This is a genomic window from Pseudomonas sp. PS01303, from assembly GCF_029959385.1.
Classification (GTDB): Bacteria; Pseudomonadota; Gammaproteobacteria; order Pseudomonadales; family Pseudomonadaceae; genus Aquipseudomonas; species Aquipseudomonas rustica.
In genome coordinates this window covers 196,254-219,187 of record NZ_JASCPK010000002.1, presented here as the reverse complement: position 1 = coordinate 219,187, position 22,934 = coordinate 196,254, and the positions used below count along the sequence as shown (strand labels likewise).

17 protein-coding genes are annotated in these 22,934 nt (G+C 59.8%); all 17 read left to right on the top strand.

The annotated features are described in order from the left end of the window. The first annotated feature begins 321 nt into the window (after positions 1 to 321). The 17 genes from QMX93_RS01865 (at position 322) to QMX93_RS01785 (ending at position 22,906) form a co-directional block, all read left to right on the top strand. Positions 322 to 2,253, top strand: a complete 1,932-nt coding sequence (locus QMX93_RS01865; RefSeq protein WP_282352005.1) for a methyl-accepting chemotaxis protein — start codon at positions 322 to 324, stop codon at positions 2,251 to 2,253. 90 nt (positions 2,254 to 2,343) lie between these two features. Further along, positions 2,344 to 5,034 carry an alpha-ketoglutarate dehydrogenase gene (mdeB, locus tag QMX93_RS01860; protein ID WP_282352004.1) on the top strand — a complete coding sequence of 897 codons (2,691 nt, stop codon included), beginning with the start codon at positions 2,344 to 2,346 and terminating at the stop codon, positions 5,032 to 5,034. Between the two features lie 85 nt (positions 5,035 to 5,119). Next, entirely contained in the window at positions 5,120 to 6,406 is a 1,287-nt protein-coding gene (locus tag QMX93_RS01855; RefSeq protein ID WP_282352001.1) for a dihydrolipoyllysine-residue acetyltransferase, read from the top strand. A gap of 10 nt (positions 6,407 to 6,416) precedes the next feature. Further along, positions 6,417 to 8,177 (top strand): dihydrolipoyl dehydrogenase, encoded by a 1,761-nt coding sequence (gene lpdA / locus QMX93_RS01850; protein ID WP_282351999.1) that lies wholly within the window; start codon positions 6,417 to 6,419, stop codon positions 8,175 to 8,177. A gap of 11 nt (positions 8,178 to 8,188) precedes the next feature. Then, complete coding sequence (locus tag QMX93_RS01845; RefSeq protein WP_282351997.1) at positions 8,189 to 9,046, top strand: MaoC family dehydratase N-terminal domain-containing protein; 858 nt, start codon at positions 8,189 to 8,191, stop codon at positions 9,044 to 9,046. Between the two features lie 97 nt (positions 9,047 to 9,143). Next, the gene (locus QMX93_RS01840) at positions 9,144 to 10,304 is read left to right on the top strand and encodes an acyl-CoA dehydrogenase family protein (protein ID WP_127195642.1); all 1,161 of its coding nucleotides are present in this window, start codon (positions 9,144 to 9,146) and stop codon (positions 10,302 to 10,304) included. A 10-nt stretch (positions 10,305 to 10,314) separates the two neighbouring features. Continuing rightward, positions 10,315 to 11,508, top strand: a complete 1,194-nt coding sequence (locus QMX93_RS01835) for a CaiB/BaiF CoA-transferase family protein (RefSeq protein WP_282351995.1) — start codon at positions 10,315 to 10,317, stop codon at positions 11,506 to 11,508. Further along, a complete protein-coding gene (locus QMX93_RS01830) occupies positions 11,508 to 12,362 on the top strand; it encodes a CoA ester lyase (protein ID WP_212551019.1) in 855 nt (284 codons plus the stop codon). The genes QMX93_RS01835 and QMX93_RS01830 overlap by 1 nt, the downstream gene beginning before the upstream one ends. A 162-nt stretch (positions 12,363 to 12,524) precedes the next feature. Then, positions 12,525 to 14,045 (top strand): 4-hydroxyphenylacetate 3-hydroxylase N-terminal domain-containing protein, encoded by a 1,521-nt coding sequence (locus QMX93_RS01825; protein WP_017337763.1) that lies wholly within the window; start codon positions 12,525 to 12,527, stop codon positions 14,043 to 14,045. Positions 14,046 to 14,118: 73 nt separating this feature from the next. Next, positions 14,119 to 14,655, top strand: a complete 537-nt coding sequence (locus tag QMX93_RS01820; RefSeq protein WP_282351990.1) for a carboxymuconolactone decarboxylase family protein — start codon at positions 14,119 to 14,121, stop codon at positions 14,653 to 14,655. A gap of 21 nt (positions 14,656 to 14,676) precedes the next feature. Further along, complete coding sequence (locus tag QMX93_RS01815; RefSeq protein ID WP_134421489.1) at positions 14,677 to 15,696, top strand: VOC family protein; 1,020 nt, start codon at positions 14,677 to 14,679, stop codon at positions 15,694 to 15,696. A 72-nt stretch (positions 15,697 to 15,768) separates the two neighbouring features. Continuing rightward, complete coding sequence (locus QMX93_RS01810) at positions 15,769 to 16,740, top strand: flavin reductase (protein WP_282351988.1); 972 nt, start codon at positions 15,769 to 15,771, stop codon at positions 16,738 to 16,740. After that, positions 16,737 to 17,669 carry a fumarylacetoacetate hydrolase family protein gene (locus tag QMX93_RS01805; RefSeq protein ID WP_282351985.1) on the top strand — a complete coding sequence of 311 codons (933 nt, stop codon included), beginning with the start codon at positions 16,737 to 16,739 and terminating at the stop codon, positions 17,667 to 17,669. Before QMX93_RS01810 ends, QMX93_RS01805 begins: the two co-directional genes overlap by 4 nt. 41 nt (positions 17,670 to 17,710) lie before the next feature. Further along, positions 17,711 to 18,325 (top strand): glutathione S-transferase N-terminal domain-containing protein, encoded by a 615-nt coding sequence (locus tag QMX93_RS01800; protein ID WP_212551022.1) that lies wholly within the window; start codon positions 17,711 to 17,713, stop codon positions 18,323 to 18,325. A 16-nt stretch (positions 18,326 to 18,341) separates the two neighbouring features. Further along, positions 18,342 to 19,229, top strand: coding sequence for a LysR family transcriptional regulator (locus QMX93_RS01795; protein WP_212551023.1), 888 nt, complete (start codon positions 18,342 to 18,344; stop codon positions 19,227 to 19,229). A gap of 656 nt (positions 19,230 to 19,885) precedes the next feature. After that, entirely contained in the window at positions 19,886 to 21,529 is a 1,644-nt protein-coding gene (locus QMX93_RS01790; protein WP_212551024.1) for a DUF1302 family protein, read from the top strand. A 12-nt stretch (positions 21,530 to 21,541) separates the two neighbouring features. After that, positions 21,542 to 22,906, top strand: coding sequence for a DUF1329 domain-containing protein (locus tag QMX93_RS01785; RefSeq protein ID WP_282351979.1), 1,365 nt, complete (start codon positions 21,542 to 21,544; stop codon positions 22,904 to 22,906). Positions 22,907 to 22,934 lie beyond the last annotated feature (28 nt).

The following is a 22,934-nucleotide window of genomic DNA, read 5'->3' as shown; positions in this document are numbered from 1 at the left end:
TAAAAACACAGATCAAAAGATCGCAGCGTGCCGCAGCTCCTACAGGAACTCTGTAAAAAGTCGTCCATGAGCCGCTCGTGCAATGCGGCGGCTCCCGCGTAAATCCAAGGCTATTAGCGTTTCAACTGACGCCCATCTTTATTGGCCATTGGCCGAGCCACATGCCTACGCGATAGGCTCCAAACGTAAGAAATGCAGCGCCTCTGAATCCAAAAAAACAACAAAAAGAAGCCCTCATATGCTCAGTTTGCCTTGGTGTTCTCTGCCGTTTCCGTTCGGGTTCAGATTTGCCTCGCCAGCGTGCCAAGGTGCGTTCCGGTGATGGGCCGCGCACTCGGCAACCTGTCGGTTGGCAGCAAACTGTGGCTGGGTTTTGGCTTGGTGTTGTTGTCGACATTAGCCGTAGCCGCGACTGCGTTTTACGCCTTCAACGTATTCGAAACCCGCGCCAGGAAGATGAACGACGTCGCCGCCGTTGAGTCGTTGATTCTGCAAGCGCAGGTCGCGGTCAAGGCGTTCGGCCTGAACCTGGCCGAGGACGAAGCTAATAAGGTCGCCCGGCTTACCGCCGAGCTGGTGGCGTTGCTGGAAAAATCGCAAATGGACAGCGGGCAGGGCGCCTCCAAAGAAGCCACCCACGATTATCTCGCCCAGTTCGAACGGTATGCCCAGGCGCAGCGCGATGCCCGCGAGGCTCGCCTGCGCATGCAGCAACTGGCGCAAGTGGTGGGCGAGCGTTTCACCGTGGTAATGCTCGATCAACTCGACGCGGTCAACTTGCTGGCCTCGCGAACTCAGCCGGCGGACGCGGTACGCATGCTGCAACTGGAGCAAGCCTCCACGCTGCGCGACAAATTGGCGAACCTGCGTGACAGCGAACTCTATTTCACTCTGCAAGGCAGCACCGAAGAGCGTAACGCCTGGGAAGCGCGTGTCATTGAACTGCGCTCTTACATGGAAAACCTCGAACTGCGCCTCGAAGGCACCGAGCGCGAATCGCTGACCCAGGCTCGTACAGCGCTGGATGAATACCGCGCCGCGTTCAATGGTTACGCCGCAAGCCGTGAGCAAACGAGCGACAGCCAGGTGGCCATGAACGGCGCAGCTGACAAAGTCAGTCAATTGCTCCGCGAAGTTCGCGCCACACAGGTTCAAGCCTCGCAGGCAATGGGTCAGCGGGTATCGCGGTTGCTGGCGGGGATGGTGCTGTTGGCGCTCGCCCTTGGCATCGGCGCGAGTCTGTTGATTCGTCACTTGATTCTGCAACCGCTGCGCCAAGCGGTTGAACTGACTCGCCGTGTAGCGTCAGGCGATCTCAGCGCCCATATCGATGCCGCAGGACGCCGTGATGAGCTGGGCCAGTTGCTCGGCAGCGTCGGCGTCATGCTGGAAAGTTTACGCGGGCTGATTGGTCGGATTGGCCAAGGCGTCGGGCAGTTGAACCACGCCGCCGACAGTCTGGTGCAGGTCACCGAGCGCACGCGTCAAGGCGTCGAATCGCAGCGTGAAGAAACCGAACTGGCGGCCACCGCGATGCAACAGATGGCCGCAACGGCCCAAGACGTTACGCGCAATGCCAGCCAGACCCGCCACGCCGTCGAACAGGCCAATGATCAAGCGCGCAAAGGCGAAGCACTGGTGCATCAGGCGACCAGCAAGATCGGTCACCTGGCCGTAGAAATGAGCGGCTGTTCCGACGCCATGGGTTCGTTGCTCAACGAGAGCGCAGCGATCGGCAAGGTACTCAACGTGATCAGTGCCCTTGCCGGGCAGACCAATCTGCTCGCCCTGAATGCGGCGATTGAAGCGGCACGGGCCGGCGAAAACGGTCGAGGTTTTGCCGTGGTCGCCGACGAGGTACGTAACCTGGCCCGGCGCACGCAAACCTCCACTGACGACATCGCCGCAATCATTCAACAGTTGCGAATCGTCGCTGAACACGCTGCCAGCCGGTTGCAGGGCAGTCAAGTGCTGACCGGCGAAAGCGTGGTACTCGCCGCACAAGCGTCACAAGCGCTGCAGGAAATTGCGGCGGCGGTGTCGACCGTCGAACAGATGAGTCAGCAGATCGCGGCGGCGGCCGAACAGCAGAGCGCCGTGGCAGAACAGGTTGGCGAAAGCATGCAACGAGTACGTGCAGTGTCTGAGCAAAGCACTGCTGCGAGCGGCTTGCTCGACGCCTCGGTGCGCGGCCTGGAACAGGTGAGCGGCGCGCTCAACGCAGCCGTTGGTGGTTTTCGCACGGTGTCTTGAAACAGGTTCATTTGCAGTTATGAGGCTGAGTACGGCGGCACGTTCTGTCGGTTCATCTCTAAGCAAACAACAACAAGAGTGGAGGCAGATATGAGTTCGCTAAATGAAAATTCGATCCCTGGGTCGTTGGCTTCACTGGATAGCGACCGGGATGAAACGCAGGAGTGGCTTGAGTCGCTGGAAGCCGTCGTACGCGATGGCGGCTCCGAGCGCGGCCAGTTTCTGCTGAAACAGTTAGAGCAACACGCAAGAGCACTTGGCATCACCTCGCATGTGCACCCGTACTCGGCGTATCGGAACACAATTCCGATTGAACGGCAGGGTCCCTACCCAGGGGACCTTGCTGTCGAGGAACGGATCACGTCGATCATTCGCTGGAATGCATTGGCCATGGTGGTGCGCGCCAATCAGGCTTACGGGGATCTGGGTGGGCATATCGCAAGTTATGCGTCTGCCGCAGAAATCTTCGAGGTCGGTTTCAACCATTTCTTCCGTGCCCGCGACGAAAGTCACGGCGGCGATCTGGTGTTTTATCAGCCGCACTCGGCGCCGGGTGTCTACGCCCGGGCGTTCCTGGAGGGCAGGCTATCCGAGGAACAACTGGCCAACTATCGCCAGGAAGTCGGCGGCTACGGCTTGAGTTCCTACCCACACCCTTGGTTGATGCCGGACTTCTGGCAGTTCCCGACCGGCTCGATGGGTATTGGTCCGATCAGTGCGGTTTATCAAGCGCGCTACATGCGCTACCTCGAACACCGCAACTTGGCCGAAACCGCCGACCGTCATGTGTGGGGCGTGTTTGGTGACGGTGAAATGGACGAACCCGAATCGATCGCCGGGCTCACGCTCGCGGCGCGGGAAAAACTCGACAACCTGACCTTTATCGTCAACTGCAACTTGCAGCGTCTGGACGGCCCGGTGCGTGGCAACGGTCAAGTCATTCAAGAACTCGAAGCGTTGTTCACCGGCGCCGGCTGGAATGTGGTCAAAGTCATTTGGGGCTCGGACTGGGATCCGTTGTTTTCGCGGGACACCAACAACGCCTTGCTGCAACGTTTTGCCCAAACCGTCGACGGTCAATATCAGACGCTGGGTTCGAAGGACGGCGCCTACAACCTGCTGCACTTTTTCCAGCAGGATCCAGAGATCAAAGAATTGGTCTCGCACATGTCCGATGCCGAAATCGATGCGTTGAAGCGTGGCGGTCACGATTTCCGAAAGTTGCATGCAGCGTTCGCCGCAGCCAAAGCGCATAAGGGCCGGCCAACCGTGATCCTTGCCAAAACCAAAAAAGGTTACGGCATGGGCGGCGCCGGCGAATCGCGGATGACCTCGCACCAGGCCAAGAAGCTCGATATCGATGCGCTGAAGGCTTTCCGTGACCGTTTCGCGCTGCCACTCTCGGACGATGACGTCGCGCAACTGCGCTTCTATCGCCCGGCCGAAGACAGCCAGGAAATGCGTTATCTGCGTGAGCGCCGAACTTCGCTAGGCGGCTACATGCCGGCGCGGCAGAAGGGTTGCGAGCACGTCGCCATCCCGGCGTTGGCTGACTACGCACGTTTCGCTTTTGAAGCTGACGGCAAGGAAATGTCCACCACCATGGCCGTGGTGCGCATGCTTGGCGGTTTGCTCAAAGACAAAGAACTCGGGCCGCGCGTTGTTCCGATCGTCGCCGATGAAGCGCGTACCTTTGGCATGGCCAACCTGTTCCGTCAGATCGGTATCTACTCACCGCTCGGGCAACTGTACGAGCCAGAAGATGCCGGTTCGATGCTGTACTACCGCGAAGCCCGTGACGGCCAGCTGTTGGAGGAGGGCATCACCGAAGCTGGTGCATTGTCTTCGTGGGTCGCTGCCGCGACGTCTTACAGCGCGCACGGCAAACCAATGCTGCCGTTCTACATCTACTACTCGATGTTCGGTTTCCAGCGGGTCGGGGACTTGATTTGGGCCGCGGCCGACCAACGCGCACGTGGTTTCTTGCTCGGCGCCACCGCCGGACGCACGACGCTGGGCGGGGAAGGGCTGCAACACCAGGACGGTAGCAGCCATGTGGTGGCCGCCACCGTTCCCAACTGCCGCGCCTACGACCCGGCGTTCGCGGGTGAGCTTGCGGTGATTGTCGACCATGGCATGCGCCAGATGATGGAACGCGATGTCGATGAGTTCTATTACATCACCGTGATGAACGAGAACTACGCCCAGCCTTCTTTGCCCTCCGGTGTGGAAGATCAAATCATTCGCGGCATGTATCGCTACGCCGTGACACATGCACCTGCGTCGCGTGGAACCGTGCGGCTGCTGGGTTCCGGCACGATTCTGCGCGAAGTCATCGCGGCATCTGAACTGTTGGCAGCTGACTGGCAGGTGTCGAGCGAGGTCTTCAGCGTCACCAGTTTCAGCGAACTGGCACGAGAAGCGCGGGAAGTGGAGCGACGTAATCGTCTGAATCCAACTGAGCCTGAGCAAGTCAGCCATCTGTGCGCCTCGCTGGCAGGCAACGCGCCGGTGATTGTCGCCTCCGACTATGTGCGCGCCTGGCCGCAACTGATCGCCAGTTACGTCGATGCACGCTTCATTGCCCTGGGCACCGACGGCTTTGGTCGCAGCGATACCCGGGCTGCGTTGCGCAGCTTCTTCGAAGTCGATCGCCATCAAGTGGCGCTGGCTGCACTGGACGGTCTGGTGCGTGACGGCAGCTTGCCGCGTCAGGTGCTGGCCGAGGCCATTGAACGCTATGGCCTGAAAGGTGATAGCCCGGCGCCGTGGACACGCTAAGCGGTTTTCTCTTCGCACGCGCTCAATGAGCGCTCCCTCCGTTGCGTGAGTGCGCAACGGATCTATTTCTGGGCGACGGTACGTCATGAGTGAAATCAGAGAAATTCATGTCCCTGACATTGGGGACTTCAAAGACCTGCCCGTGATCGAGGTATTGGTCAAACCGGGCGATAAAGTAGCGTTCGATGACCCACTGCTGACGCTGGAGTCGGACAAGGCCTCGATGGACGTGCCGAGCCCAGGCGCCGGCACCGTTGTGGCGGTGACGATCAAGGAAGGCGATCGCGTTTCCAAGGGCAGTTCGATCCTCACGTTGCAGATGGCGATTGATGAAGCGCCTGTTGCGCAACCGCTGGTCATTAGCCCGGTCGCGGCCGAACCCATCGCCTACGTTACTCCGCAGCCAGCCGTCGCCAAAGCGCCTGCGCCAGTGGTGAGTATTTCTGGGCCGAAACCCCACGCCAGCCCTTCGGTACGCAGCTATGCGCGAAAACTGGGCGTGGATGTCAGCCGCGCAATTGCCACCGGCAAGGGCGGGCGACTGCTTCGTGAAGATATCGAACGTTTCGTCAAAGACGCTCTGCTGCGTCTGGACAGTTCCGCGCCGCGTGCCGATCAATCCGGTGGGCTCAATCTGCTGCCGTGGCCGGACATCGACTTTGCCAAATTCGGCACGGTCGAGAAGGTCGCGATGTCGCGTATCAAAAAGATCTCCGGCGCAAATCTCGCGCGCAACTGGGTGATGATCCCCCACGTCACCAACAACGAAGAAGTCGATATTACCGAGCTGGAAGCATTTCGCGTGCAGCTCAATCTGGAAGGCGGCAAGGACGCGATCAAATACACCATGCTCGCGTTTTTGATCAAGGCCGCGGTCGCCACCTTGAATGCCTTCCCGTCGTTCAACAGTTCGCTGGGCAACGAAGACGGCGCGCCGATCCTGATTCTCAAGCAGTACTTCCACATCGGTTTCGCCGCTGACACGCCGAACGGTCTGGTGGTGCCGGTCATTCGCGATGCTGACAAAAAGGGCATCGGCCAAATCGCCACGGAATGCGCCGAACTGGCGCGAAAAGCTCGGGACGGCAAGTTGGGGCCCGCCGACATGAGCGGCGGCACCTTCACCGTTTCCAGCCTGGGCGGCATTGGCGGCACCGGTTTTACGCCGATTATCAATGCGCCGGAAGTGGCAATCCTCGGCGTCACTCGCGCGCAAATCAGACCGGTGTGGGATGGCAACGCCTTCGCGCCGCGGCTGATTTTGCCCATGGCGTTGTCATGGGATCACCGCGTCGTCGATGGCGCGGCGGCGGCACGTTTCCTTCAGCACCTGGCGGCTCTGTTGGCAGATTTCCGTCGAATTACGCTGTGAGGGAATGCCCATGAGTCAGCTTATTGAAGTGAAGATGCCCGGCATCGGCGATGCCGCTGCCATGCCGGTGATTGAAATACTGGTCAAGATTGGCGATGTGGTGGCCGTCGATGACCCGCTCTGCACGCTGGAGTCCGACAAGGCGACCATGGATGTACCGTCTTCTGCCGCCGGTGTGGTCAAGGAAATTAGAGTCAAGGTTGGCGAGAAGGTCGGTGAAGGCGCGGTGTTGTTGACGCTGGAATCGAATGGGTCGGCGATTCAGCCAACGCCAACAACAGCAGCGGCCGCAACCGCCAGCGGCACAGAGCTGCAGTGCGACGTGCTGGTGCTCGGCGGCGGTCCCGGCGGTTACTCCGCCGCGTTCCGCTCGGCCGATCTGGGCCGGAAAACCATCATTGTCGAGCGCTACGCCTCATTGGGCGGCGTGTGCCTGAACGTCGGTTGCATCCCTTCCAAAGCGCTGCTGCATATCGCTTCGGTCATGGAGGAAGTCCCGCATCTAGCGTCACTGGGCATCGACTTCGGTGCCCAAAAGGTCGATATCGACAAGTTACGCGCGCACAAAGATTCGGTGGTCAACAAGCTCACGGGCGGCCTTGCCGGCATGGCTAAGGGGCGCAAAGTCGAGGTCGTGCGCGGCGTTGGCCGATTCCTCGATCCGCAGCGCATCGAGGTCGCTCTGTGTTCCGGCTCCGGGCAGGAGCAGACGGGCGAGAAACAGGTAATTCGCTTCAAACAATGCGTAATTGCCGCCGGCAGTCAGGCCGTGAAGTTGCCGTTTATGCCCCAGGATCCGCGCATCGTTGACTCAACCGGTGCTCTGGAACTCAGGTCTGTGCCTAAACGCATGTTGGTGGTCGGCGGTGGGATTATCGGCCTGGAAATGGCCACGGTTTATTCGGCCCTGGGCGCACGTATCGATGTGGTCGAGATGCTGGACGGCTTGATGCAAGGCCCGGATCGCGACCTGGTCAAGGTCTGGGAAAAGCACAACAGCCATCGTTTCGATCACCTGATGTTGAACACGCGCACGCTGAAAGCCGAGGCAAGCGAGCAGGGCATCTGGGTGACCTTCGAGGGTGAAAAAGCACCCGCAGAACCGCAGTGCTACGACCTGGTGTTGGTCGCGGTCGGGCGCAAACCCAATGGCAACCAGCTCGATGCCGACAAGGCCGGCGTCAATATCAATGAGCGCGGTTTCATCCCCGTCGATAAGCAACTGCGCACCAACGTGCCGCATATCTTCGCGATTGGCGACATCGTCGGCCAACCGATGCTGGCCCACAAAGCCGTTCACGAGGGCCATGTCGCCGCTGAAGTCGCGGCAGGCGAAGCCTTGAACAATGCCGAACTGGCCCGCAGCCGCTTTGATGCGTTGCAAATTCCCGGCGTGGCCTACACCAATCCCGAAGTGGCTTGGGCCGGCCTGACCCAGCAAGAAGCCAAAGACCAAGGCATCAAGGTCGAGACGGCGGTTTTCCCATGGGCGGCATCTGGCCGTGCCATTGCCAATGGTCGCGATGAAGGCTTCTCCAAGCTGCTGTTCGACGCACACACCCATCGCGTGGTCGGCGGCGGCATCGTCGGTACCGGTGCGGGTGATCTGATCAGCGAGGTGTGCCTCGCTATCGAAATGGGCGCCAACGCCGAGGACATCGGCAAAACCATCCACCCGCATCCGACATTGGGTGAAACCGTGGGGATGGCGGCAGAGGTTGCCCACGGCAGCTGCACCGACTTGCCGGCGGCACGGCGTAAAGAGGCGTGAAGGAGATGACCATGAATGCCTGTAATGAGGCGACTCTCGCGGACTTGAGCGATTGGGTGGGCCGCGAGGAACTGCGTAGCGATCGTATCGATCAACGCACTGCGCAAGCTCTGGCAGCGACGCTCGACCTCGATTCCGACACCCTGCAGGAAGGCTGTGAATTGCCGCCCTTGTGGCACTGGGTGTACTTCTCGCCAAATGCCCGACACAGCGAAATCGGCGTCGACGGCCATCCGCAACGCGGCGGTTTCCTGCCGCCAGTGAACCTGCCCAACCGTATGTGGGCGGGCGGACGCTTGAGCTTCGAGCAGCCGCTGCGCGTCGGGGAAGCCGTCACCAGGGTTTCGCGCATCCTGCGCTGCGAACGCAAATCCGGGCGCAATGGCGAGCTGCTGTTTGTCACCGTCGAACACAAAATTTCTGGTGAAAGTGGTGTGTGCGTGGTGGAGGAACAGGACATTGTCTACCGCCAACCAGCGCCTGCAGGAGCGCCCCTTGCCGGCGAAGCGACGGAGCGCCAAGGCGAATTCCGACGACTGATTAATCCCGACCCGGTGTTGCTGTTCCGTTATTCGGCACTGACGTTCAACGGCCATCGCATTCACTACGACAAGCCCTACGCCACGCTGGAAGAAGGCTATCCGGGCCTCATCGTGCAGGGCCCGCTGGCCGCGACATTGCTGCTCGAAGCCTTTCGCGCGGCGCACCCGAACAAGCGTATACGACGCTTCGCTTTCCGCGCGATCGGCCCGCTGTTCGATACGGCGGACTTTGCAGTGTGCGGACAGCTCACCGGCCCGGGCAGCGCCGATCTTTGGACTGACTGCAACAGGCGCTCGACGATGAAAGCTGAAGTCACGTTCGACTGACACCCAAGCGTTTTCAAAAAAGGTGCCGCTGTGCAGGAGCGCCAAGAGCACTGCTGCGCCGCGATCACCACAAACAAGACAGGAAACCGACATGACCATGCTCTACGCCCCCGATGAACACCAGGAAATCCGCGACGCCGTCCGTGCCTTGTGCAGTGAGTTTCCAGACGAATACCACCGCAAGATCGACGAGCAGCGGGCCTACCCTGAGGCCTTTGTTGATGCACTGATCAGCGCGGGCTGGCTCTCGGCGATGATCCCGGAAGAATACGGCGGCTCGGGACTGGGGTTGACCGAGGCGTCGGTGATCATGGAAGAGATCAATCGTTCCGGCGGCAACTCCGGCGCAGTCCATGGGCAGATGTACAACATGAGCACGCTGCTGCGTAACGGCAGCACCGCGCAGAAAGAAAAATACCTGCCAAAGATTGCCGCCGGCGAGTTGCGCATCCAGTCGATGGCGGTCACCGAGCCAACCACGGGAACAGACACCACCAAGATCAAAACCAACGCCGTGAAGAAAGACGGCCGCTACGTGGTCAACGGGCAAAAAGTCTGGATCTCGCGGGTACAGCACTCGGATCTGATGATCCTGCTCGCACGCACCACGCCGCTGACCGAGGTGAAGCGCAAGTCTGAAGGCATGTCGATTTTCATCGTCGACCTCAAAGACGCCATCGGCAAGGGCCTCACCGTGCAGCCAATCCCCAACATGGTCAATCACGAGACCAACGAGCTGTTCTTCGACAGCCTGGAGATCCCTGAGGAAAACCTGATTGGCGAGGAGGGCAAGGGCTTCAAATATATCCTCGATGGGCTTAACGCCGAGCGTACGTTGATCGCTGCCGAATGCATCGGTGACGGTTACTGGTTCATGGAGCGCGCCGTCAAATACGCCAACGAACGCGTGGTGTTCGACCGTCCCATCGGGCAGAACCAGGGCGTGCAATTCCCGATTGCCGACTCTTTCATCGAGATCGAGGCCGCCAACCTGATGCGTTTCAAGGCCTGCCAGCTATTCGACGCGCACCAACCCTGTGGCGCCCAGGCCAACATGGCCAAGTACCTCGCCGCCAAGGCCTCGTGGGAAGCCGCCAACGTGTGTCTGCAAACCCACGGCGGTTTCGGCTTCGCCAATGAATACGACATTGAGCGCAAGTTCCGCGAGACCCGGCTGTACCAGGTCGCGCCGATCTCGACCAACCTGATCTATTCCTACGTCGCCGAGCACTTGCTCGGGCTGCCGCGTTCTTTCTGAGGACTCCGTTATGGCATCTACCCAACCGGTACTTGCGCTAGAAGGGATCACGGTGGTCTCGCTCGAGCACGCCATCGCAGCACCTTTGGCCACGCGTCATCTGGCTGATCAGGGCGCACGGGTGATCAAGGTCGAGCGTCCGGGCAGCGGCGATTTTGCCCGTGCCTATGACGCGCGTGTCGATGGGCTGGCCTCGCATTTTGTCTGGGTCAATCGCTCGAAAGAGAGTCTTGCGCTCGACCTGAAACAACCCGAGGCACAGGAGGTTCTGATGAAGCTTCTGGCCGAAGCCGATGTGCTGGTGCAAAACCTTGCACCGGGCGCGGCTGGCCGATTGGGGCTTTCGTACGAAGCACTGGCTGCGAAAAACCCGAAGCTGATCGTCTGTGACATTTCGGGATACGGTGAGGGCGGCCCGTACACCGAGAAAAAGGCTTACGACTTGCTGATTCAGAGCGAGGCCGGCTTCTTGTCGATCACCGGCACACCAGAAGAACAGGTCAAGGCCGGCATTTCCATCGCCGACATTGCGGCAGGCATGTACGCCTACACCAATATCCTTGCGGCGCTGATCGAGCGCGGCAAAACCGGCCGTGGCCGGCGCATCGAGATCGCAATGATTGATGCGATGGTCGAGTGGATGGGCTTCCCGATGTACTACGCCTACGAAGGGCAGGAGCCACCGCGCCGTACGGGTGCTTCGCACGCGACGATTTACCCTTACGGGCCGTTCCGCGCCGGCGATGGCCGTACCGTCATGCTCGGCCTGCAGAACGAACGCGAATGGGCGGTGTTCTGCGAAAAGTTGTTGGGTGACGCAGTACTCGCCACGGATGCGCGGTTTGCCAGCAATGCGCTGCGCACTGCCAACCGCGAAGTCTTGAGCAAATTGATCGAGCACAACTTTGCCAGTCTCAGCGCTGATGATGTAATGGCTCGCCTCGATGCCGCTGACATCGCCAATGCCAACGTCAGCACCATGAACGACATCTGGAACCATCCGCAACTCGCCGCGCGTCAGCGCTGGACTACCGTGAACACGCCCGCAGGCCCGATACCTGCACTGCAACCACCGGGCATGGGCGGTGAGCATCCCGCGCGCATGGGCCCGGTGCCGGCACTCGGGGAACATACCGCGGCGATTCTTCGTGAACTGGGTTACGCCGACCGTGCCGATGAACTGCATGACAGGACGGTGGTGTGATGGCGATTCGACAATTGAATCTGGCGCGGGCACGCACCTTTCTATTCGTGCCCGCAAACCGTCCGGAACGCATTGGTAAAGCGCTAGCCAGCGGCACCGACATCGTCGTGGTCGATCTTGAAGATGCGGTGGCACCGGTCGACAAACCGGCGGCGCGTCTGGCCTTGCTGGCCTGGCTGGATGAGCATCCCGATGAGCGCGTGACGGTGCGCATCAATGCCGCCGACACGCTGTGGCATGAGCATGATCTGGCCGCCTGCCGTCACACCGGCATCGCTGCGGTGATGCTGCCAAAAGCCGACAACGCGGCGCAGGTGCAGCATGCCCATCATGTCACCGGCAAACCGCAGTTGTGCATCATCGAGACCGTGCAAGGCATTGACGCCTTGGCCCATATCGCCGGCGCACCGGGTTGCGCGCGGTTAATGTTCGGCAAGCTGGATCTGGCCGTCGAACTCGATCTGATTCCCGACGAATCAGACCCTGAAGAACTGGTGTTTCTGCCTTGGCGCGCAATGCTCGTGCTTGCGAGTAAACGGGCGCGATTGCCGGCGCCGGTCGATGGCGTGTTCACCGCCATCGGTGATCAATCAGGCTTGGCCCGCTACGCCGCGCGTGCGCGGCGACACGGGTTCAGTGGCCAGTTGTTGATTCATCCCAGCCAGGTCACCGAAGCCGCGGTGGCCTTCACGCCCTCGGCGCAGGACATCGAATGGGCGCAAGCCGTATGCCAGCTCGGTGACGCCGCCGGCGGCGGGGTGGTGGTGCTCGACGGCCGGATGATCGATGCCCCGGTGATCGCGCGGGCGCGGAACATTCTTGCCTTGGCGGCGGAGTTTGGCCTCGCTACCTGAAGCGTCGTTCTTTTCTATTTCGGAACAACTCTTCGGCCCATTCACAAATTCTTAAAAGCGGCCCATCTCAATACTATCGAGGTGTGGCAACCGCAGCCGAATTCGCCTTGCGCCGGGTAGTCCCGCCGCAGGCCAAACGTTTCAAATGCAGGAGCATGACCCATGGAAAATAACGCAAACAAAAAACCGATGGCCATGAGTGGAGCCCGCAACGGAGTACGCAACGGGGCCGATTACATCGCCTCGCTGCAAGACGGTCGCTCCGTGTGGATTGATGGCGAGCGCATCAAGGACGTGACGGTGGATCGCCGTTTCCGTGGCGCGATTCAATCCATCGCTGATCTGTATGACATCCAGTGCGATCCAGCCTTGCAGGACAAGATGACCTTCGAATCACCGACCTCAGGTGCGCGTGTTGGTCGCTCGTTCATGCTGCCGCGTTCGGCTGACGATCTGCGTCTGCGCCGGGAAATGATGAAGACCTGGATGGACGCGGTCGGCGGCATGATGGGCCGCACACCGGACTTCCTTAACGTCATGGTCAGCGCGCATGCCTCGGCGCACGAACTGTTCGCTGCCGGCGGTGAGCAATTCGGTCAGAACATTCTCAAATACCATGAGTTCATCCGCGAAAACGATCTCGCGCTGACGCACTCGCTGGTATCGCCGGACATCGACAAGCGCCTGCAAATGTTCGAGCAGCCGGGTGACATGGTCATGCGCGTGGTGCGCGAATCCGATGCCGGCATCTACGTGTCCGGCGCACGCTCGGTGGCCACCCTCGGCCCGTTGGCCAACGAAGTGCTGATCATGCCGGCGGCGGCGAAATTCCCGCTGGTGGCGGATGCCGAAGCCTACGCGGTGGGTTTCGCAGCACCGATCGACACCCCCGGGATGAAGATGATTTGCCGTCCTTCGCTGCCAGCGAAGGGCCGGTTCGCTAACGACCCGCTGACCGGGCGCATGGACGAAATGGACGCCGTGCTGTGGTTCGAAGAGGCGTTTATCCCGTGGGAACGGGTGTTCATGTATCGCAGCATCAAAGCGGTTGAATCGGCGATGAAGTCGCCTTCCGGCCCGCACGGTTCGCACCAGTCCGCCACGCGCTCACTGGCGAAGATGGAGTTCCTGCTGGGCATCGCCTACAACCTGACCGAAGTGAACCACAGCCGTTTCCCCAACGTCATGGTGCAACTGTCGGAACTGGTCGCTTACGTCGAAACCCTGCGCGCGATGATTCGCGTCGCTGAAATCGACTGCGTGCCGGGCCCCGGCGGCACCGTCGTGCCGTACGAGCAACCGCTGAATGTGGTGCGCGCGCAATACCCGGCGATGCATGCGCGAGCGCTGGAAATCCTGCAATTGTTGGGTGCTGGCAACGTGGTGGTCGCGCCAACGGTCGAGGATCTCTACAGCGAAAACGGCCCGGCCATCGAACGTTATTGCGCTGGGGCCGATATCCCCGCCGAACGCAAAATGCAGCTGTTGCGGCTGGCCTGGGACGCGTCCTGCTCATCGTTCGCGGGACGCCAGAACCTGTACGAAAAGTTTTTTTCGGGCGATCCATGGCGCAACGCGCAAATGCGTGGCGAACGTTATCCCGGTGCGCGCGAGGCGCAAGACCGTGTGTGGGCGTTCCTTGATCGCAATAGCGAATGGGATCAGCGCATCAACGGCCAATAAGCGAAAGCTTCCGCAGCGGTCTTGATAGCCACGCTGCGGCGGCTGACTAAAACAATAATGTGCGGAGTTTTGTATGCCTCGTATCCAGCTGCCCACCCCCGACGACGAACCCGAAGCCTTTGCCCTGCTGCGCGCCAAGCGTGGCCACGCGCCGAATGCGCAGATCTTTCGCACTCTGGCGACTTGCCCGGAGATTCTCGAGGTTTTCATTCCCATGGCCGACGCGGTGCGCAACGGCTGTGGCATTGATCCGAAATTGCGTGAGATGGCCATCGTTATGGCGTGCCAGACCATGGGCACCCATTACGAACACGATCCGCATTGGAATCGAGCCCTCAAGGAAGGCGTGCTAAAGGAACAGATGCAAGCGCTGTGGGATTTTGAAAAGAGCGCGCTGTTCTCCGATCTGGAGAAGGCCGTACTGCGCCTGGCCCGGGACGCAACCCGCGCACCGGCGCAGGTCAGCGACAAGGTCTGGGAGGACGTTTACCACGGCCTCGGGCAAAAGCAGAGCGTGGCGCTGCTGTTCAATATTGGTTGGTACAACATGACCGGTCGGTTGACTGGCCCCCTCGAGTTGAGCAACGAGGCCGATTTCACTCGGCTCTGAAAAGACATCAGGAGAATTAACATGCCATTGCCAACACCGGTCTATTACCCGCCGTTCAATATCACCCGCTCAAGTCACGCCGTCATTACTTCGCGTGACCTGGAAGCCAGTCGCGATTTTTACGAGCAGGTCATTGGCCTGGTACTGACCGAACGCGATGCCGACACCCTGTATTTCCGCGGTCTGGAAGAGGTTTGCCACCACAGTCTGGTGATCAAGCGCCACGACGGCGAGCATTCTGCCGAAGCGATCGGCTTCCGGGTGTACACCGAAGAAGAGCTGGACAAGGCCGCGCATTTCTATAAGTCCAAAGGCCTGCCGGCACGCTGGATCGAAGTGCCGCATCAGGGCCGCACGCTGCTGGTCAACGACCCGGCCGGAACCCCGGTGCAGCTTTGCGCCACGATGACCACGACGCCGCGCGTGTACACACAATTTCAGGACTTCAAGGGTGGTGCGGCGATGCGCTTCGACCACTACCAGATTCAAGTGCCGAACGTGCAGGAGCAGACCGATTTCTATGCAGAAATGGGTTTTCGCATCTCCGAATACATGGCGCTGGACGAGAAGTTGATTGCGACTTTCATGTTCCGCAAGCCCGGCACCCAAGACATCGTGTTTCTGGAAAACCCGGGGCCGCGTCTGCACCACTTTGCTTACACCGTATCTGACTCCCACAGCATCCTGCGCGCCTGCGATATCGCCGGCAATCTGGGCATGGGCGATGTCGTGGAGCGAGGCCCGGGTCGGCATGGCCCGGCCGGTGTGCTGTTCGTTTACCTGCGCGATCCCGATGGCCATCGAGTCGAGTTGTTCTGCGATCACTACCTGCTGATCGATATCGAGGTCGAGCCTGTTGCGTGGGACGTGCGCAAGCCCGGCCTGGCGCTGCGCTGGGGAATGCCGCCGCAGGAATGCTGGTTCAACGAGACCACCGCGTTCAGCGGCATTGCGACCAAACAGCTCGATCACGAGCGCGGCCCGTTGGTCACCCTGGAAACTTATCTGGCGGACAAAGCCCGCGTCAGAGCCGCCAAGTAGCGGAGCAGGGCCACTTCGGTGGCCCTTCGCAGCGTGACGGTTTGGATAATAAGAAGACTGGAGGCATTCACCATGACGACACAGACAGCAACTCAAACAGATCCTTCCAAAGCCGGGCCGAGCTTCGACAGCCGTGCGCTGCGTGACGCTTTTGGCTCCTTTGCTACGGGCGTGACGATTGTCACCACGGCCGGGCCTGACGGCGTCGATATTGGTTTGACCGCGAACAGTTTTTCTTCGGTGTCGCTGGATCCGCCGATGGTGCTTTGGAGCCTGGCGCGCACCTCGTTGAACATGGATGCCTTCCGCAACACCGGGCACTTCGCCGTGCACATCCTCTCCGCGGACCAGGAAGCGCTGTCGTCGCGCTTTGCGAGCAAAGGCATTGACCGTTTCGAAGGACTCACGCTGGATCGTGGCCCGGACGGCGTGCCGTTGCTACCCGACTGCATGGCGCGCTTCACTTGCAAACTCGCTTATCAGTACGAGGGCGGTGATCACGTCATTTTTGTCGGCGAGATTGTCGATTTCGGCCATTCGGCGCGCAAGCCACTGGTGTTCCATGGCGGCCGCTACGGCATGTTGCTGCCAAAGCAAGCCGTCGCCGCCGTTGAATCGGCAGACGAGTTCAGCAACCTGTCGTCTGATGATCTGCTGTATCAGGTTTCCAATGCTTACCTGCGCACGCGCCAAAGCGTGATTGAAAAGCTCGAATCGCGGCAGTGGACGGCCGAGGAATATGCGGTGCTGAGCATCATCGGTCGTGAAGATGGCTTGTGCATGCCGGAAATCGTTGCGCGCAGCGAGAAGTTACGCGGTCAGGGCATTTCCGCTGCGATCGTGCAACAGCTCATCACACGAGGCCTGTTGGAGGAGGTGGACGCAAGTGACGGTCGTATTGCCGTCAGGTTGACTGCCGATGGCCGTCACGCGGTGTTGGAACTGATCGCCATCCGCAAGTCGAGCGAGGCCGATGTGCAGGGCAAGCTCGACCCGAGTGAAGTGCAGTTACTCAAGCATCTTCTGGCCAGGCTCGACGCATGAAGATCGCACGCTATCAATCATCCGCAGGGCCCGAACGGCTCGGGATCGTCACTGCCGCGTCGGGGTTTGAATTTCTTGTAGATGTCGCCAAGGCGGCGGCGGTGCGAGACGGCCCAACCACACCTACATCGGTGATGGCTCTAATCGAGGGCGGCGCAGCCGCGATGGACGCCACCCGCGACTTGCTCCGGTGGGCGGCGGATCGTCAGGATCCGCTGTGGCTGGATGACCCTAATACCGTTGAGTGGCTTACGCCTGTGCCGGAAAAATCGATCTTCTGCGCCGGGCGTAATTTTGGCCGGCACAAGCTGGAGTCGATGAAGGGCAATGCCGACAACGCCAGCAAACTGCACAGCGATTTCCCGACCGGTTTCATCAAACTCGGGCGCACGCTGGTGCCGCATAAAAGTCAGGTGAAGCGACCCGACGATGTGCTCGATTTCGACTACGAAGTTGAGATCGCGCTGGTGATCGGCAAGGCGATCGACGCGCGCCGCGACATCGATCCTGCCAGCGCGATTTTCGGCTACACCATTTTCAATGACCTGTCGGCACGGGAATGGCAACTGCGCGAGATGCAGAACGGCATGATCATGCTCGGCAAGAACTTTCCAGGGTTTGGTCCGATCGGCCCCTACATTCTGACCGCCGACGAAGTACCGGATCCCAAAGCCCTGGTGTTGTGGCTGAAGGTCAATGGCGAGTTGCGCCAGCACTCCGACTGCCGCGATCTGATTTTCGGTTTCGCCGAAATGGTCGCGTTCTGGTCGCGTTTCGGTCTGGTGCCCGGCGATTTGATCAGCACCGGTACGCCAGAAGGCGTGGCTTTGCACCACAAGCCCGATCCGCGTGAGTGGTACCTCAAACCGGGTGACCGGGTGGAGGCGGGCATCGACGGTATCGGCGTCCTCGAAACGTTCATCGTCTAGTCACCGCGCTGCCACGCCGACCTCACAATAAGGAACATGTTATGAAGCTGTTTTTTTTGCCCGGAGCCTGCCAGATCGGCATCCACGCCTTGCTTGCTGAAATCGGCAAGCCGTTCGAAATCGAGAAAGCAGCGCGAGCAGGTACGCCAGAATTTGCGGCGTATACGCAGATCAACCCCAAGGGCAAAGTCCCCGCGCTGATTCGCGACGATGGTTCGCTGCTCACCGAATTCCCTGTAATCGCGCTCTATCTCGCCCGGACGAACCCTGAGCGAGAGCTGATCCCGACGGACATCGAAGGCGAGATTCGTGTGCTGGAAATGACGGAATATTTGGTATCTACCGTGCACATGCAAGGCTACACTCGCGCTCGCCGGCCAGAGAAGTTTGCGCCGAGCGAAGCAGATCATGCGGCGGTGAAAGCGCAGGGTCTGAAGATATTCCAGGCCGGGCTCGACCGGGCAGAACGACAGATCAACGGCAAAGACTGGCTTTTCGAAAAAATGACCATCGCCGATTTCGCGCTCTTCTATTTGGAGCATTGGTGCGTGGTCAACGGCATCGGAAAGCTGGGGCAAAGTTGTCAGGCGCACCACGATCGTCTGTGGGCGAACGTTGAAATCCGTCGCGCGATTGAGTCCGAACTCATTACTTGATATTGAGCGCTCCACCATGGACATGCTGTTGAAGCTGAAGGCTTTCGTCGTCACCGCCGACACCGGTAACTTCTCAGCCGCTGCGCGCACCTTGTACACCTCACCCTCGGTCATCATGAAGCGGGTTGACGAGCTCGAATGGGATTTCAAAACCACCTTCTTCGATCGCTCAACCCGCCGTTTGACCCTGACTGACACCGGGCAAAGCTACCTGACTCATGCCCGGCAACTGTTGCGCTCATACAGCGACATGGCCAGTGGCGCGATCTTGAGCCCCGGCGCCATCGAAGGCCCGATCAGAATCAAAGCCCCGGCGGTGTTGATCCGCCAGGGCCTTGGCGATCTGTTTACCCGTTACCGTGCTGAGCATCCGATGGTGCAGCTGGAAATAGTTGCGTCCGACCGAGGCGGAAATCCGGCGGAGGAGGGCTTCGATATCTCGGTCGGCATGGATCAGATGGCCTACTCGGATGTGGTCGAGCAGGTCATCCGGCCCTTTCCTCGGGTGATGTGTGCGGCGCCGGCGTATCTCGCGCGATGTGAAGCGCTGTTGCATCCCCGCGACCTGGTCGATCATCCCTGTCTGTCGTTTTCCCTTGCCGGGTCAATCTGGGCGTTCAACTCGCCCGAGGGGCGCATAGAAGTGGACGTGCGTCCGGGACTAATCACCAACGATGAAGGCTATTTGTGCGCCGCCGCCCGCGATGGCCAGGGGATTGTGCAACTGGCCTTGCCGATCGTTGCCGATGCTCTGACAGCGGGGGAGTTGGTGCCTGTGCTGGAGCAATTCCCGCTGGTGGAACGCTGGGTGAAAATCATGGTGCCGACGGCGCGACTGGAGCTGACGCGGGTGAAGCTGCTCTTCGACAAAATGGCACTGCACCTGACTACCGACAACATCTAAAGCGAATCCTGTGGTGAGGGGATTTATCCCCGATGGGCTGCGAAGCAGCCCTGAATCAGCCACCGCAGTTTTTCAGAGACATCGCATTGGCAGGGTTTGGGTCTGCTTCGCAGCCCATCGGGGATAAATCCCCTCGCCACAATTTCTTCCCTGCCATCTCTGCCATCTCTGCCATCTCTGCCAGTCCTGCCAGATCCCGATCAGATTTCCTGCGTCTTTCCCCCTTGTCTGCAAGCCTTTTCGGCGCTCGCAGCCGTGCCTCTTTGCGCCTTCCCCCAAAGAATCCGCGCCTTCATTGCACCATCAGTTTTCTGGCTGCGGTGTAGCGGGTTTTATCATTGTTCAGGCCGAAAAGGGCCTGCATATACTCGGGCCAACACAGATACACAGTCAGGGTTGAGGACAATAAAACTATCTCAAACCAAGACTCTGTGTTGCCTGCACATGATTCGTCCGTGCATGAATTCAACCGGTACCACAACTTCATGGGAGGTTTTTCTTGTGGGTCGCTGTGACTGGCCAACGTTCATGTAATCGGGCAGATCAGCAACCGGAGTTCATGCGTCACACAATCCCTCTAGGTAGCAAAAATGCAAATAATAAAAATAAGATTTGCAGTGCCGCACGACGTTTTGTATCGCCAGAGTCTTCGCTCCATGCTGGTTGCCACCAGCCTGATGGCGGCAGGCTCGACGCTGGCCGCACCGATTGATGTGGGTAACCCTGACATCAAACTGCGCTGGGACAACACGTTCAAATACTCTGCCGGTATGCGTCTCAAGGATCAGGATGACACGCTGACCCAAAACGTTCCTGCCACGCCGGGTGGCGGCAAGGGACCGGCGGCGCTCAACGCTGACGATGGCGACCGTAACTTCAAGAAAGGCCGGCTGATTTCCAACCGTCTCGATGTGCTGTCCGAGATGGATCTGGTGATTCACGACGATTACGGCCTGCGCGTGAGCGGCGCGGCCTGGTACGACGACGTCTATAACCAGAAAAACGATAACAACTCGCCAGCGACCAACAACTCGTTGTCGGTGCCCAGTGACCATTTCACCCACGACACCCGCGATCTGCACGGTCGTCAGGCCGAGATTCTCGATGCCTTCGTTTTTGGTGGTGCTGACGTCGGAGACGCGCGAGTCAGTGGCCGTTTGGGCCAACACACCGTGCTGTGGGGCGAGAGTCTGTTCTTCGGCGCCAATGCCATTGCCGGTACCCAGTCTCCGGTGGACGCGGTCAAGGCTTCCTCGGTACCTGGATCGACCACCAAAGAAATCATCAGGCCGGTGGGCCAGTTTTCCGGGCAGATCCAGTTTTCCCCAGCGCTGACCCTGATGGGTTACTACCAATACGACTGGGAAGCTACTCGCTTGCCGGCCGCAGGTAGCTACTTCTCGGTCAACGACTTCATCGCCGATGGCGGCGAACGAATTCGTTTCGCACCAGGTTTACCGGGAATCGGTTTGTCGCGCGGTGCTGACATCAAGGCTAAGGATAGCGGCCAGTTCGGTCTTGGACTGCGCACGCAATTGGGCGACTGGGAACTGGGTGCCTACGCGATCCGCTACCACGCCAAAACGCCTGTGCTTTATTCACACGCAGGACGCACCCCTGTCACAGGTGCCGGGTTCGGAACATACCAATGGGTGTACCCCGAGGACATTAAGGCGTTCGGTATCAGTGCCACCACGACAGTGGATACGATCAACTACGCCGGAGAGATCTCCGTACGTCGCGACACGCCGTTGACCAGCCTGCCGGTGGAGGTTGGAGCCCAAGAGGCGGACAACAACAACCACGCGTTTTATGCCATCGGTAATTCGGCGCATGCCAACGTGTCGATGATCTGGACTATGCCGCGCAACTTCATGTCCGACGAACCTTCATTCAGCATGGAAGTGGCCTACAACCAACTGACCAGTTGCACCAGTAATTGCTCGGCCATGGATCCGGATCTGGATCGACGCGCTGCTGCGGTGCGGGCCTTGTACGCGATACCGCAGCGCAACGTCATGGACGGCCTCGACCTCACGCCTTCCTTCACCGTTGGCTACAACAATGGCAAATCCCCGGTGGCGATCATGGGGCCAGACGATGGCGGCGACATGACCTTCACGCTGGCCGGTAACTATCTGACCGTGTGGGATTTCACGATGGCGTACACCCATTACTACGGCGGCGCAAACACCGCCACGTATGCCTCGAGCGACCCGAGCGTCAACGGCACGTACACCTTCGCGCAGACCTTGAAAGATCGTGATTTCGTCTCAGTCTCGCTGCGTCGCACCTTCTAAGGGAAAACAATAATGACCATGTTCAATCGCATGACCTTGCTGGCTCTGACGTGCGCCGTACTGACGGCACCGGTTGTCCAGGCCGCTGTTTCGGCAGACGAAGCCGCCAAGCTAAAGACCACACTGACGCCTCTGGGCGCCGAGCGTGCCGGCAACAAGGACGGGACGATTCCGCCTTGGGAGGGGGGGTATCCGGTCGACAACTCGTACAACTCAGCGGCGATTCCGGATCTGTTCAAGGATAAGCCTCTGCTGACTATCACGGCGCAGAATGCCGATCAGTACAAAGACAAGTTGACCGAAGGCACCTTGGGCCTGTTGAAGAAGTTTCCGAGCTTCAATGTTCAGGTGTTCCCAACCCGGCGCACCGCAGCGGCGCCGCAGTGGGTATACGACAACACCTTAGCCAACGCCACTCGAGCGACAATGGATCCATCTGGCGAACTCGGTCCGTTCCCGAAAGGCACCTACGGCGGCATCCCGTTCCCGATTCCGAAAAACGGGGAAGAGGCGATCTGGAACCACCTGTTGCGATGGACAACCCCCAGCTACCAGACCACGCCTAGCCTGGCTCGCGTAACGCCAGAAGGCAAAGTGATTCCGGTCTCGCAGAACGTCGCCAAGAGCTCGTTCCCTTACTACGACCAGAACAGCAACCTGGAGAAATGGCAGGCCGCCGGCTCCAACATTGTCGTGCGTCGCGTCGACACGTCCGGCCCGCCGATCCGTGCCGGCGAGATCCTGCTGCAACGCGTCAACATCAACGACATCGAGTCTAAAACCTGGGTCTACCTGACCGGCCAGCGTCGCGTCCGTCGTCTGCCGCTGACCTGCTGCGATGTACCGAACCCGGTGGCGGGCGGCATCCTCAATTTCGACGAAGTCGAGGTGTATTCCTCGTCCATCGGACGTTACGACTGGAAGCTGGTCGGCAAGAAAGAAATGTACGTGCCGTACAACACCAACAGCTATCACCAGGCGCCGTCGCTGGAAAAGCTCATGTCTGAAAAGACCGTCAACCCGGACTTCGTGCGCTTCGAGCAGCATCGGGTGTGGGTGGTGGAGGGCACGCTCAAGGCCGGTCAGCGCCACGTGATTCCGCGTCTGCGCGTGTATCTGGATGAAGACACCTGGATCGCTGTCGCCGGCGAACGTTGGGACGCCCAGGGGCAACTGTGGAAAGTGACGTACAACTTGCCAACCGTGTTCCCGGCAGGTCCCGGCACCATCGTCGCAGGCTATATGTCGTACGACCTGATCGGCGGCGGCTACTTCGCCTCGGCCTATTTCCCGCGTGACAAACAAGTCGACCTGAAGGCCACGTTGCCAGACCGCATCTTCACGCCTGAGTCCCTGTCTGGAGAGGGCGTGCGCTAAAGACTGTATTTGGCTTGAACGATGAACC